This window comes from Lewinella sp. 4G2 (assembly GCF_001625015.1).
Classification (GTDB): Bacteria; Bacteroidota; Bacteroidia; order Chitinophagales; family Saprospiraceae; genus Neolewinella.
In genome coordinates, this window is the sequence record NZ_LVWJ02000011.1 from 283,638 (window position 1) to 297,327 (window position 13,690).

At 55.7% G+C, this 13,690-nt stretch carries 11 protein-coding genes; 8 read left to right on the forward strand and 3 right to left on the reverse strand.

Features of this window, described 5'->3' with window-relative positions:
• Positions 1-50: 50 nt before the first annotated feature.
• Complete coding sequence (gene panC / locus A3850_RS01220) at positions 51-911, reverse strand: pantoate--beta-alanine ligase (protein WP_068213171.1); 861 nt, start codon at positions 909-911, stop codon at positions 51-53.
• A gap of 263 nt (positions 912-1,174) precedes the next feature.
• On the opposite strand from panC, the gene A3850_RS01225 reads away from it, so the two are divergent.
• The 8 genes from A3850_RS01225 to yaaA all read left to right on the forward strand — a co-directional run bounded on the left by A3850_RS01225 (position 1,175) and on the right by yaaA (position 11,005).
• Positions 1,175-1,999, forward strand: coding sequence for a glycogen/starch synthase (locus A3850_RS01225; RefSeq protein ID WP_068213173.1), 825 nt, complete (start codon positions 1,175-1,177; stop codon positions 1,997-1,999).
• Positions 2,000-2,235: 236 nt separating this feature from the next.
• The gene (locus A3850_RS01230) at positions 2,236-3,624 is read left to right on the forward strand and encodes a DUF4270 family protein (RefSeq protein WP_068213175.1); all 1,389 of its coding nucleotides are present in this window, start codon (positions 2,236-2,238) and stop codon (positions 3,622-3,624) included.
• A gap of 201 nt (positions 3,625-3,825) precedes the next feature.
• On the forward strand, positions 3,826-5,664 hold the full coding sequence (gene glmS, locus A3850_RS01235; protein ID WP_068213178.1) for a glutamine--fructose-6-phosphate transaminase (isomerizing): 1,839 nt from the start codon (positions 3,826-3,828) through the stop codon (positions 5,662-5,664).
• A gap of 60 nt (positions 5,665-5,724) precedes the next feature.
• Positions 5,725-6,426, forward strand: a complete 702-nt coding sequence (locus tag A3850_RS01240; RefSeq protein WP_068213180.1) for a DUF4290 domain-containing protein — start codon at positions 5,725-5,727, stop codon at positions 6,424-6,426.
• Between the two features lie 82 nt (positions 6,427-6,508).
• Entirely contained in the window at positions 6,509-8,188 is a 1,680-nt protein-coding gene (locus A3850_RS01245) for a UvrD-helicase domain-containing protein (RefSeq protein WP_068213183.1), read from the forward strand.
• A 109-nt stretch (positions 8,189-8,297) separates the two neighbouring features.
• The gene (rseP, locus tag A3850_RS01250; RefSeq protein WP_068213186.1) at positions 8,298-9,653 is read left to right on the forward strand and encodes an RIP metalloprotease RseP; all 1,356 of its coding nucleotides are present in this window, start codon (positions 8,298-8,300) and stop codon (positions 9,651-9,653) included.
• Positions 9,654-9,730: 77 nt separating this feature from the next.
• Positions 9,731-10,240 carry an iron-sulfur cluster co-chaperone HscB C-terminal domain-containing protein gene (locus tag A3850_RS01255; protein WP_068213189.1) on the forward strand — a complete coding sequence of 170 codons (510 nt, stop codon included), beginning with the start codon at positions 9,731-9,733 and terminating at the stop codon, positions 10,238-10,240.
• Positions 10,241-10,243: 3 nt separating this feature from the next.
• Positions 10,244-11,005 (forward strand): peroxide stress protein YaaA, encoded by a 762-nt coding sequence (yaaA, locus tag A3850_RS01260; RefSeq protein WP_068213192.1) that lies wholly within the window; start codon positions 10,244-10,246, stop codon positions 11,003-11,005.
• Positions 11,006-11,055: 50 nt separating this feature from the next.
• On the opposite strand, the gene A3850_RS01265 is transcribed toward yaaA, so the two are convergent.
• Positions 11,056-11,646, reverse strand: a complete 591-nt coding sequence (locus A3850_RS01265) for a hypothetical protein (RefSeq protein ID WP_068213195.1) — start codon at positions 11,644-11,646, stop codon at positions 11,056-11,058.
• A 230-nt stretch (positions 11,647-11,876) separates the two neighbouring features.
• Entirely contained in the window at positions 11,877-13,415 is a 1,539-nt protein-coding gene (locus A3850_RS01270) for an OmpA family protein (RefSeq protein WP_068213199.1), read from the reverse strand.
• Positions 13,416-13,690: the final 275 nt, after the last annotated feature.

Consider the following 13,690-nt stretch of genomic DNA (forward strand, 5'->3'; position numbering starts at 1 on the left):
AGGACGTCGAAACGGCCGCGAAGGCAACACCTCAATTTGTTAAGGGTTGGCTAAAAGCTTGTCCGGACAATAAAATTATCAATCAGCCGGACGGGGCCGCAACGGACGGCCGTGGCCACGACCAACTCCCGGACGGGAGCATCCGCGGCCCAGGGCTGAAGGGTGTCACCATCGAAGATGCTTACGTATTCGGGGGCGAGTAGTTCGTGGTGGGCCATCTCCCGAAAGGCCGTTTTTTCCAATTCCTTAGGGTCCCAACCGGCAGTCAGACCGGCGGCGACGGCTTTGAGGTGGAGGTTGATGGTCCCGGCGGCCAGGCGTTCGGCATCATTCAGCCGGCGGTTGCGGGAGCTGAGGGCCAATCCATCCCGTTCACGGACGGTGGGGACGACGGTGACATCCACCTTCACTCCCAATTGCTCGATCATGGAACGGATGACTGCCACCTGTTGGTAATCCTTCTGCCCCAGTACGAGGGTGGTGGGCCGGACGATATCCAATAACCGGTAAACCACTTGTGCCACCCCGGCAAAATGCCCCGGTCGGTTCGCGCCTTCCATGACGGCGACGAGGGGGCCAAAATCCAGTCGAGATGTCCGGTCTTCGTAGTCCGATGGGTATACGTCTTCCACGGCGGGTAGGTACAGGGCATCGCAACCGTGAAGCTGCAGCAGGTCTGCATCCGCTTCGGGGGTGCGGGGGTAAGTATCCAGGTCGCTCGCTTCGTTGAACTGGGTGGGGTTGACGAAGATGCTGGCCACCACCACGTCGTGGCTGTCCCGGGCCGCAGTGATCAGGGCCATGTGCCCGGCGTGGAGGGCGCCCATCGTCGGAACGTAGGCTACGGTTTGATCATTGGGGAGTCCGTCCAAATAAGTCCGTAGTCCGGTGGCAGTGGGGAAGGTCCGCATGGATAAAGCTGGTATTTATGGTTGGACGGTAGGTCCCATTTTGCTTGCCTATTTCTTGGCACCCGCGGCAGCGCCCAAAAGCGGCCACACATTGAGGTAACGTACACACGCTTAGGCAGGTAGCCCGTTGGTGGACTTCCTAAGGGGCCGCGAAGATAGTCCGTCCGGATAAAATTTTGTAAATTTGCGTTTAGCCACGCTCCGGAACTCCCCAATTTTTGGTATAACCGGCCCCGGTGTATTGTATAGACACAGACATTAATATGAGTAAGACAAAGGTGCTAGTAGTCACCCAGGAAATGGAGCCTTACACGATTGCGAAGGACATTTCCACCACCGTGCGGGCCCTCGCCCCACACCTCCAGCGTAACAAAATGGAAATCCGCGTGCTGATGCCCCGCTACGGCACGATCAACGAACGCCGCCACCGTCTTCACGAAGTTGTCCGCCTCTCCGGCATGAACATTATCGTGGACGACAATGACTTCCCCCTGATCATCAAAGTGGCTTCCCTCCAGGACAAAAGCACCCGCATGCAGGTCTACTTCCTGGACAACGAAGACTTCTTCAAGCGCAAGTTCGTCCACACCGACAAGGCTGGCAAGTACTTCGACGATAACGCCGACCGCTCCATCTTTTTCTGTAAGGGCGTGATCGAAACCGTCAAGAAATTCGGTTGGCCGCCAGACATCATCCACTGCCACGGCTGGATGACCTCCCTCATCCCCTTCTACCTGCGCACAGCCTACGCGACCGAGCCCCTGTTCCAGGACAGCAAGATTGTGTACAGCCTCTACCAGGAAGGCGCCGAGGATAACCTCGATGAGGACTTCGCCATGAAGGCCTCCATCAACGCCCTCTCCGAAGAAGATCTGGCCCCATTCATGAACGGCGACAAGCCCGACGTGCACGCCGGCGCCCTCAAGTACGCCGATGCCGTCATCAAAGGCACCTCAGAATTGAACGAGCACAATGCCAGCCTGCTGGAAGGCCTCGAGATTCCCGTTCTCGACGTACAGGGTGAAGAAGCCCCCGCGGCGAGCGTGGAATTCTACCATAGCCTCCTCGAAGAAGAAGTAGCAGAGTAAACCACCGCCCAGCCGACAATCTTCCGAAGCACCGCAGTACTTTCTGCGGTGCTTCGGTGGTTTAAAGATCCCGGTAGGGATCATCACGATAGCCGGGGATCAGGCTTGACCGCAGGTCAAACAGATCCCCGGCTAAAGTCCCAACCAACCCTAACCAAGAAAGCCCCATCTTTGCGGCAAATTTGGGTTCAGCCCTCACTACCCCATTACGTAAGTACTCCCGATAGCACCACCGAATGAAACAATTTCCTTTTATCCTTTGCCTGTTGCTCCTTGCCCTGGCTTCCTGTACCGACCCAATTACGGTCGGCGCGGATATTCTGCGTGGCGATCAGGCCGACGTAGGCCAGATCAACGACTTACCAATGACCGTCCGTACCGTGCGTGAGGATAGCCTGGCGGTATTCGCCGTGGAGGAAAACGCCTTTCGGGAAACCTTCTCCTTCGGCCGTTCTGAGGACGATATTTTCGGCACCTGGACGCAAAGCGTGGCCATCGCCCCCGGTCTGCAGCAGACGACGGGCTCCCTCTTCCAGGAAGTGATCGTACCCGAGTTCGTGGAGAATCCGGATGCCAATATCGACTCCATCGTGCTCATCCTACCCATCGATACATTCGCTGGCTTTTACGGGCCGGGCCGGACGTTCAACGTGACGCTCAGCCGTTTGATCGATCCCATTCCTACGGACCAGGATATCTTTTCCTCTTATGACCGCCCCTTAACGGGTAGCAGTTTGACGGACGACGCGTCCTTTGTCGCAAAAGCCGAGGCGACAATTCTCTACGATACGATCTATTCCGACGGTGATACCGTCAGTTTGCCCCACGTACGGCTCCGGCTGAACCAGTCTTTTGTGGATGTGATGAATACCTTGGATTCTACGAATTACGTATCGGATACCGTCTTCCGCGAAACCTTCGCGGGAGTCTACCTGGAGCCCAACGACGACGTGGATGGCTTCTTCACCATCCGCCCCCGCGGTACTACCGGTACACTGGAGCGCTCGGGCTTCTACTTTTTCTACCCCGACCCTTCCGACAATGATCCGGCCTCCTTCTACCGCGTTCCTTTCAACGGTTGGTTCCCCCGCTACAGTTTTGATTTTGCGGGAACCCTCGCCGGGGAACTGCTGAACGGTGATGATTCCACGCAAACTCTGGTGGGAGGCACCGGCGCCTACATGACCGAGATTACTTTTACGGATCTAGACGCATTGCAGGACAAGCTCATCAACCGCGCCGAGATCACCTTCTACCGCGAATTGATCGAAGATTACGACTACGGCACCTACCCCGCCCCAAGTTTTCTTGGCCTTTACTACCGCAACAACAGTGGTGATCTGGTCAACATTCTCGACCAGGAATTGCTCCAAAACAATACGGATGCCGTGCGATCCTTCCTTGGCGGTTTCGCCGAAACGGACGCTGACGACGACACGCAAAGCTTCTACCAGAACCGCTTATCCGTCCACATGCAGGGCATCATCGACGGTGATTTCGCCGAGCCGAAAATCTACCTGCGCGTCGTCCCCATCGCTTCCGATCCATCGCGGGCGGTCCTTTCCGGGCCGGCTGCGACTTCTAATGGCGCGTCCAACGTCATTACGTTTACCAACATCCAGTAGCACTGGGCGCTGCCGCAGGTGCAATGTAATTGGACGGGGGAACGGGCCTATGCCGGAGAGGGATATTCAGCACAATGGTGGGAAAGGAAAGGTGGACAAACTATCCCTTCCGAAATTCCGTTGCTAAAGAGAATTAGCTGGCCCGCGGGCCGCAAGACTTAAAAAAGGGGCCAACCCCTTCACTCACTAGACTTCAAATATATGTGTGGTATTGTCGGTTACATCGGCCCCCGACAGGCGGATGAACTCATTATCAAAGGGCTCGAACGCCTTGAATACCGGGGCTACGACAGCGCCGGTATTGCCATTATGAACGATGGCCTCCAGGTTTTCAAAAAGCAGGGAAAAGTAAAGGGCCTCCGCAAGCTCATCAGTGATAAGGATACGTCCGGCCACCTCGGGATCGGCCATACCCGCTGGGCCACCCACGGGCCACCGAACGACGAGAACGCCCACCCCCACACCGGGGAGAGCAGCCGCCTGGCACTCGTCCACAATGGGATCATTGAGAACTACGCCGTCCTGAAATCTGCCCTCATCGCTGAAGGCCATACCTTTACGAGTGACACCGATACGGAAGTGCTGGTCCACCTCATTGAGGAGATCCAGAAGGAAGGTAATCTACGCCTTTCCCAAGCCGTACGCCTCGCCCTTAACCGGGTGGAAGGTGCGTACGCCATCGCCGTGATTGACCGGGACGATCCGAACGTACTCGTCGGTGCCCGCAAGGCCAGCCCACTCGTCGTGGGTGTCGGCGAAGGAGAATTCTTCATCGGTTCGGATGCCTCCCCCTTCCTCGACTCCACCAAGCGCGTGGTCTACCTCGAGGACAACCAAGTAGCGACCATCACCCTGGAGCACGGCTTGCAAATCAAGAACACGGACAACGAAGAGATGCCGCCCTTCATCCAGGAGCTTGACCTACAGATCGAAGCTCTTGAGAAAGAAGGTTACGATCACTTCATGCTTAAGGAAATTTACGAGCAACCTAAGACCATTAAGGATGCCATGCGGGGACGCATCAGCTCCAAGAACGGCAAAGTGTGGCTGCGCGGGGTGGATGAGTACGCCAACCGTTTCGTTCGGGCGAACCGCATCATCATCGTCGCCTGTGGTACCAGCTACCACTCCGGCTTGATCGGGGAATACTTAATTGAAGAACTGGCCCGCATCCCCGTGGAGGTGGAATACGCCAGTGAGTTCCGTTACCGCAACCCCATCCTCAGCGAGCGCGACATCGTGATCGCCATCAGCCAGTCCGGTGAAACGGCCGATACGATGGCTGCCCTGGAGATGGCTAAGAAAAAGGGTGCCATGATCTACGGCATCGTCAACAGCGTTGGTTCCAGCATCGCACGTCTGACGGACGCCGGGAGCTATATTCACTGTGGCCCGGAAATCGGCGTCGCCAGTACGAAGGCCTTTACCGGCCAGGTGACGGTGCTGACGTTGATGGCCCTCAGTTTGGCCCGCCGCCTCTCCACGATCAGTAATACCCAGTTCCAGACCTTGATCCGGGAGTTGGAGTTGATCCCCGGCAAGGTGGAATCCGTCCTTCAGCAGAATGACCATATCAAGGCGATTGCCAGTGAGATCAAGGACCACCATAATGCGTTGTACCTTGGCCGCGGTTACAACTTCCCCGTTGCTCTCGAGGGTGCGCTGAAACTGAAAGAGATCAGCTACGTTCACGCAGAAGGCTACCCCGCCGCGGAGATGAAGCACGGACCGATTGCCCTCATCGACGAGAACATGCCCGTGATCGTGACGGCTACTAACCGTTCCGCCTACGAAAAGATCGTCAGCAACGTGCAGGAGGTACTCGCCAGGAAGGGCCGCGTCATTGCCGTGGTTAACGAAGGAGAGACGGCAATTGCCGAGATTGCGGACCACGTGATCCACATTCCGGCTACGGAGGAACCTTTCTCTCCGCTGCTGTCCGTCATCCCCCTGCAGTTGCTGAGCTACCACATTGCCGTTGAACTCGGCAAGAACGTGGACCAACCCCGCAACCTGGCCAAATCCGTAACGGTAGAGTAGCCAGCCCGCCGGGTCTTCCGTTTGGGAGGCCCACCAACTTAACTGATAAAAGAAGAAATTATGGAATGGGATATCGCCTATAACACCACCCAAGCCCAGCTGATCAACAGCGAATACGGCCGTGGCGTGCAGGATCTCCTCCGCAAGGCCAACGCCGTTGAAGACGACGCCGAGCGCCAACAGTACGTGGAACGCGTCATCCAGCTCATGCTACAGATGCAACCGGACATCAAAACTCAGGAAAACTACATCGAACGCCTGTGGCGTCACGCTTTCGTGATTGCCGGCGAACCACTCAACGTTGAGATCCCCGAGGGCATCACCATCGAAGAAGAAGCGGAGAAAGAGCGGCCAACGCCCCTTCCCTACCCGGACCAGGCCAAGACCCGGATGCGTCATTACGGCCAGAACGTCCAGCAGCTCATCAAGGCTGCCGTCGCATTGGAGGAAGGCCCCCAACGCGATGCGGCCACCTACACCGCTGCCTATTACATGAAAGTGGCATTAGACACGTGGGACCAGGGTAAGTTCGTCAACGAAGAAGTCATTCGTAAGGATCTGTACGAAATGTCGGAGAAGCAACTCGTGCTGGCCCCCGACGTCAAAATTGGTACGCCCGGTCCTAATCAGCCCGACCAAAACATCAACCTGCGTAAGCGCAAAAAGAAGAACAAGCGTAACAACCAGCAGAAGAAGCAAAAGCCCTCGGCTTACGGCAACGGCGGCTCCAAAAACAAGCGAAGAAATAAGCGCCGCCGGTAGGTAACGGCCACCCTATTTTAGCAAGCATTAGTAAGGATGGATCTCCGCCCCGGCGTCCCGAGATCCGGGTAATGGAGGTCACGTGAAATTTACGGCGGAGCAGGAGACGATTTTTGATTTCGTGCGCGCGGGCAGCGGCCACGGCATCATCGACGCTGTAGCCGGAGCGGGTAAGACTACGACCATCATGGAATGCGTCCGCTTTACGGAAGCACCGAACCGGGTGCTTTTCTGTGCCTTCAACAACGCGATCGCTCAGGAAATTCGCCGCAAATTCAAGAAGCGGGGGCTGGGTATGGTGTCCGTCCAAACGAACCACTCCCTCGGCTTACGCTTACTCCGGCAGAACCCAACTTTTGATCGCAAGTCCAAGATTTCCGACCTTAAGTATCTCAGCATCTATAAAAGTGACGCGATGCAGCGTACGCTCGGGCCACTTAAGACCGAGCTGGTAGAACTTAACGGACTGAAGGGAACGAGCGGGGGAGCCCGGGCTTTCGCCGCCAAGAACCTGGAGTTCAAGATTCAACGCAAGCTGCTGGACATGAACCAGAAGCACCGGTCCTGCCTCAACGGGCCGAAGGAAACCCGGTTCCGGGAGATGGTCATGCACTACGGCATCTTCAACGACGCGGAGGAATGCGGTGAGCATTTTGAGGAGGAATTGAAGATCTACTTCCAGATGCACCGCATGCTGCTGGAAGAAGGGAACCGCGTGGCAGCTGAGGAAGGCTTGATCGACTTCACGGACATGATCTACCTGCCCTTCATCTGGAAGTTGGAGTCGCCCGTCCGCTACCAGTGGATCTTCATTGATGAATGCCAGGACCTCAGCAAAGCGCAGTTTGCCATCGCGGCCAAGTACGGCAAGAAGGGCAGCCGCATCCTGGCCGTTGGAGACCCACGCCAAAGTATCTACGGGTTTACGGGCGCTGACGCGGAGAGCTTTGACCGGATCAAGCGGATGACCAAAGCGACCCAACTACCCCTTACGCTCTCCTTCCGCTGCCCTAAGGCCGTGATTGAATTAGCCCAGACCATCCGGCCAGACATACGGGGTTCCAAACGGCGAAAGGGAAAGGTGAGTGAGATCCTACGCTCCAACATTCTGCGCCACCTGAAGCAGGAGGATATGGTGATCAGCCGTTTGCGGGCACCGCTATTACTGTTGGCCTTCGACCTCATCGACAAAAACGCCCGCGTACAACTGGCGCCAGATGAAGTCAACGAAGTGATGAGCGAACTCAAGAGCCTGTTCAAACCCGCTGAACGACAGGCGACCATCAAAAGGCAGTACAAGTCCTTCAAGGCCTTCGCCGAGCAGGTAGAAAGCCGCAACCTCTGGGTAATCCGCCAGGACGGTGGCCAAATGCCCAACCCGGACGCCCGGGAAAAGTACCTGGAAGCCGAAGCCGAATACCTCAAACGGCGGCTTGAGTTTTTGGGTAGAAAGTACCGGCAGTGGTCCGCCGAATGCCGTAGCATCGATGCGGTACTGGACCGGATCAAGGAATACCTCTCTTCAAAAAAAGACGCCATTCGGCTATCGACCATCCACCGGGCGAAAGGCCTGGAAGAGAAGCGGGTCTTTATTTTGGACTACGACAAGATGCCCCTGCACCGCCACGGGCAGAAAGATTGGGAGATGGTGCAGGAAGAGAATCTGCAGTACGTGGCCATTACGCGCGCGGAAGAATCGCTTTACCTGGTGCTGTCCACCGAAGCGGAGGAGGAACTCATTAAGGAGGGACAGGCCAAATAACGGACCACCAACAAATCGCACAATAGGGACTCCCCCCGAACAACCTTACTTTTGCGCGTTCGTTACTTTACAGCAGGTTCCATTCTAGGGCCTCGCCCTAAAATCGTCTATGGATCTTTTAGTCACAATCGGCCAGCTCGTTCTCAGTTTGTCCATCCTCATCGTGCTGCACGAATTTGGCCATTTCCTGCCCGCCCGGCTTTTCGGGACGCGGGTAGAGAAGTTCTACCTTTTCTTCGACCCCTACTTCAGTCTCTTCAAGAAGCAGATTGGTGAGACGGAGTACGGCATCGGCTGGTTACCCCTCGGTGGATACGTCAAGATCAGCGGCATGATCGACGAGAGCTTCGATAAGGAGCAGATGGCGCAAGAACCCCAACCCTGGGAGTTTCGCAGCAAACCGGCGTGGCAACGGCTCATCATCATGCTGGGTGGGGTGACGGTCAACTTCATCCTCGGCTTCCTCCTCTTTGCGATGACGCTCTTCGTCTGGGGGGAGCAGTACCTACCCAATGAAAACGTGACGGCGGGCATCTACGCCGATTCCCTCGGCCGCGATATGGGGCTGCAAACGGGAGATAAGATCCTCTACGTCGGCGACCGTGAACTAGAACGGTTCAGTGACCGGGAACTGCTGCGGGATATCGCCATCAACAACGTGCGTGAGGTGACCGTCGAACGCAACGGTGCCCAACAGAAGATAGAGATTGGTAACGAGTGGGCGGATATCCTTACCCGCCGGGAGAACAAGAAACGGCGCATTTTTACCGCCAGGCTTCCCTTCGTCGTCAGCACCGTCGTGGAAGAGAGCCCCGCCGAGGAGGCCGGTTTGAAAGTATTTGATCAGATCGTCAGCGTAGATGGTACCCCGACGCCCTACTACGACCAGTTTGTTGAGGCCGTCGACGGTAAGAATGCCACCGAGATTACGCTGGGGGTTAAGAGCAAGGATTCCGAAGCTGTACGGCCAGTAAAGCTCACTACTTCGGATAAAGGGAAGATCGGTGTACTGGCTGCTCCGGCTGATTACTTCTACGATATGGAGACCATTGAGTACGGGTTTGCGGAGGCCTTCCCCGCCGGCATCAAAAAAGGTACCGGTTTCATCAGCGATCAGCTTAGTGCCTTTGGAGAGATTGGCAAGGGTAATATCTCCTTCAAGGAAAGCATTGGCGGCTTCGGTAGCATTGCTGGCATGTACGGTACCACCTGGATCTGGGAGCGTTTCTGGATCATGACGGCATCCCTTTCCCTGATTCTGGCGATCATGAACCTCTTGCCCATCCCCGCACTGGACGGAGGCCACGTCATGTTCTTACTCTACGAAGTCATCACGGGCAACAAACCTAGCGATGCATTCATGGAGAAGGCCACCATGGTTGGCTTCGTACTCGTACTTGGCTTACTCCTCACCGCTAATGGCCTGGATGCCTGGTACTGGTTGAAGGGGCTCTTCGGCGGCTAGGGCGACGGAATGGCGTAAGGATTTTCTTCCGCTATTGACATCAAACGATTTACTACCCAAGCTTTAAGCATTTACCCGTGCAGAACTATTTCGACTTCTTCGGCCTTCCCGTTTCTCCCAGCGTCGACCGCGCGCAACTTAAGCGGACCTTTCTGGCTAACAGTAAACGCTTTCACCCAGACTTCCACACGCTGAGTGATGAAGCAACCCAGGAAGACGCTCTGGAACAGAGTACAACGAATAACCGGGGCTACAAGGTCCTCAACAACGAAGACCAACGCCTGAAGCACTTTCTGGACGTCCACGGCGCCCTGGGTGAGGAAGGCACGAATACCGTTCCTCAAGACTTCCTGATGGAGATCATGGAAGTCAACGAAGCCCTGATGGAATTGGAGTTTGACGATGACCCGATGGCCCGCCTGAAAGTGGAAGGCCTCATTGCCCAACTGGAGAAAGATTTGCAAGGCGAAGTGGCGCCGGTGTTAGCTGCCTACGACCCCGAACAGCCCGACGAAAGCTCCATCAATGCACTCCGGGATTATTATTTAAAACAGCGCTACCTGATGCGTCTACGCCAAAAGATTTAACCCATGCTCCTGCTATTATCCCCTGCCAAAACGCTGGATATGCAACCGCAGCCGCGTAAGTCGACCCAACCCCGGTTGCAAAATGACACGGCTGAATTGGCCACCCTACTGCGAGGCAAATCAAGTGCGGACCTACAAAAACTCATGCACATCAGCGAAAAGCTGGGTGATCTCAACTTCCAGCGCTTTCAGGATTACAAGACACCCTTTACGCCGGAGAATGCTGCCGCCGCTGGATTCGCCTTCCGGGGTGACGTCTACCAAGACCTAGACTATTCCAGCTTAACGGAAACGCAGAAAGACTTGGCCGACCAGCAGATCCGTATCCTCAGTGGATTCTACGGCCTCCTGCGCCCCAGTGACCTCATGCAGGCCTACCGGTTGGAGATGGGTACCCGCCTGGAGAATGAGCGGGGCAAGAACCTCTACGAGTTTTGGGGCGATCGCATTACGGGCCTCATCAACGAAGACCTGGCGGAAACGGATGACGACACTATCGTCAACCTCGCCAGCCAGGAATACTTCAAGAGCGTCAAAGCGGACCAATTAGAGGGCCGGCTCCTCAACGTACATTTTAAGGAAGAACGGAACGGTAAACTGAAAGTGATCGCCTTCAACGCTAAAAAGGCCCGTGGCCGGCTCGCTCGCCTGGCTATAATTGAAAACCTCACCTCACCCGCAGGCATGAAGGAATTGGTCGTAAATGACTACATCTACAATGATACGTTGAGTACGGAGACGGATTGGTACTGGATCAAGGAATAACAAACAATCGGTAACCGCTGGTGCTATCCGTAGCAAAGACTAAGTGCTGATTAAGCAGTCTTGATCTTTCGCTTTAGCCGTACTGAGCCCGGAATACAAGCACCGTAGGCACTCTCGCCCCACCAGGGGCCGGTAAGCACCATCCCCTCCGCGGTGTACTCCGCGCGGAGTTCGTACTCCTTCATGCACCAGGATAGATCGTTCGGCTTCTGGCTACGCAGGATCTCAGTTTCCGTAATTACGATAACTCCATTCTCTTTTTGGTACCCGCTGAAACGCATCTCAGCCCAGATGCCTTGGTGGCTAACGTAGGAAGTGCCCCGCACAAAAATGCCGTTGTGGGCGATCTCCATCGTGAAGGCAAATTCCGGTGCAATCCCTCCTTCGTTTTGTAATAACTTCCCCGTCCAGGTACCACTAACGTTGGGTTGCGGGATAAACTGTGCCTGAGCATCTAAGGTCCTAACACCATCAGTCTGCCGTTCATGAATAGCTTCCACCGTCCCCTGCGCCCGGCTCTCTGCCTCAGTGCGGGCGACGGATGTAGCTATAGCAACGGCCAACAAAGCAGTCGTCAGTAAGCTGAGCGCCGAGGCGTAGTGCTGGATTTGAGATAAGGTGTCAGAAAGGGTTTTAGGCATGGCGTAAAGATAATTGGGAAATCAGTCAAAATATTTCGTCAAGCGGGCCACGAATTTTTCCCGGCGAGTATCTAGTGGGTGTATTGAGTTGATTTCAGAGCGATTAATCTTCAAACGCCCGGCCCGCACTTCGCGGACCGGGCGTTTTTTCTTTAACGAAAACGCCCCTCCGTACCGATTGTACGAAGGGGCGTTTGTCCATCACCGCGAAGGGTGGTCAGTCATTTGACTTAGTAACCACGACGGTTGGAGGAACCGGCGGGGGCACCATCTTCGCGGGCACCAGCCTCAGCGGAAAGGAACTCGACGCGGCGGTTCACTACGGAACGATCTTGCGGTACGAGGTTTTCGTCTTCGCCACGGTACTGAAGGATCAGGCGATCGCGGCTGATACCGTGCTGGTTTACCAGGTGAGAAATCACGTTGCTGGCGCGGCGGTAAGATAGCTCCCGGTTGTAAGAATCGGAACCTACTTTATCGGTGTAACCGCGGACGATCAAGCGCATGTCGGGGTTACCCTTCATTACGCGCGCTACGCTGGAGAGCGTACCGTAGTCAGCGTACTTCACGGTAGCCTGGTTGAGGGGGAAGTAGATGATCGGCAGGTACATCTCACCGCGGTTAGTGACTACCGTAGTGGAAGTTGGGCCGAGGTCAGCCTTGATCTTCGAGATTGAAGCGTCGATCATTTCTTGAATGCGGTCTTCCGTTATGGGCTTGTCGATGCGGTTGGTTACTACACCATTAGCGTCAACTGTTTCACCGGCGCGGGGTGGGAAGAAAGGCTCGAGGTCTTTATAATCAGCTACACCGTCACCGTCAGAGTCCAACAGGCGACCTTTCGTATCTACCGGCGCACCCATGGGGGTGTTAGCTTCCTGATCGATGGCATCCACTACACCGTCGCCGTCAGCGTCGTTGGTAGCGGCGTTCACCTTACCGTCCATATCTACGAGGTCTTTCTTGACGCCGTTGAAGGGGTTCTCCCAGTAACGTGGCTCCATCTGCGTGGCGGCGTTACCAATGTTGAAGTTGAGCGAGAGGGAAGCAGCGTTCTGTACGTCGCGGAAGTTGGAAGCTTTGTAACCGTCGATGAGGTCAGCCCGCTTACCCAGAGGGATCAAGGCCTGGTACTCCAAACCGACGTTGAAGCGGGAGCTGATGCGGAAAGCGACACCGGCACCGGCGGCCCAGTGGGCACCGAATTCGCGATCGAGGATGTCGTTACGCTCGTTGTCCAGCGGCTCGTCCTCGGCGAAGTTATCGGCGTTGGCTTTTTGAGAGGCTACTTTAAAGGTGTTACCACCGGCACCACCCATCAGGTAGATATTGGTGTTGCGCTGGCCACCTTCGTACTTCAGGTTGTTCAGCGTAGCGACGGCGAACACAGTACCGCTCGTCCAACGGGATTCAAAGCGGCGGTTGCCACGGCGGCCGGACTCATTATCACCACTGGTCGCGGCGTAGAGACCGTCAAGGCGGACGGAGAAGATGTGGTCGAAAGCCTTGCGGGCGTGGATGCCGAGGCCGTAGCCACCGGTTGCGTCCACGTCACCGGCTACCCAACTGTAGGTAGGGCGGAGGCCGAACTCAAACATGGAGCCGGTCTTCTTGCCTTCCATAGCAGCAACGTCGGCGAGTTCTTCGATGGTCATGTCCGTAGTCTCCATCTTGGAGTCATCGGTAGCGGGAACGGGCGTTCCCTGGGCTTGAACGCCGTAGCTGAGGGGTAACAGGACAGCCAGGCTAAGAGTGTGCAATAATTTCATAAGTCGATGTGAGAATGTTGTGAATGAAAACTAGGGATCAGTTCTTTAGGGTGGCCAAAGGCGAGCGCCATTCAGCCGCAATTTCTGCTGCCAACCAGCGTAGAAACGTCAGGGCGCCGTTGGTTTAAGAGGCGCTGAAAGACAAACGTTTACGAGGTTGGGGAGGGAAGACTGCAGGCGCAAAGGTAGACCTTCTTAGTAATACGTGCTACTTCTGCCCCCTGGTAACTGATTTTTTAGTCTTTACTTCGGGTGGTTGGGGAGGATTAGTTGGT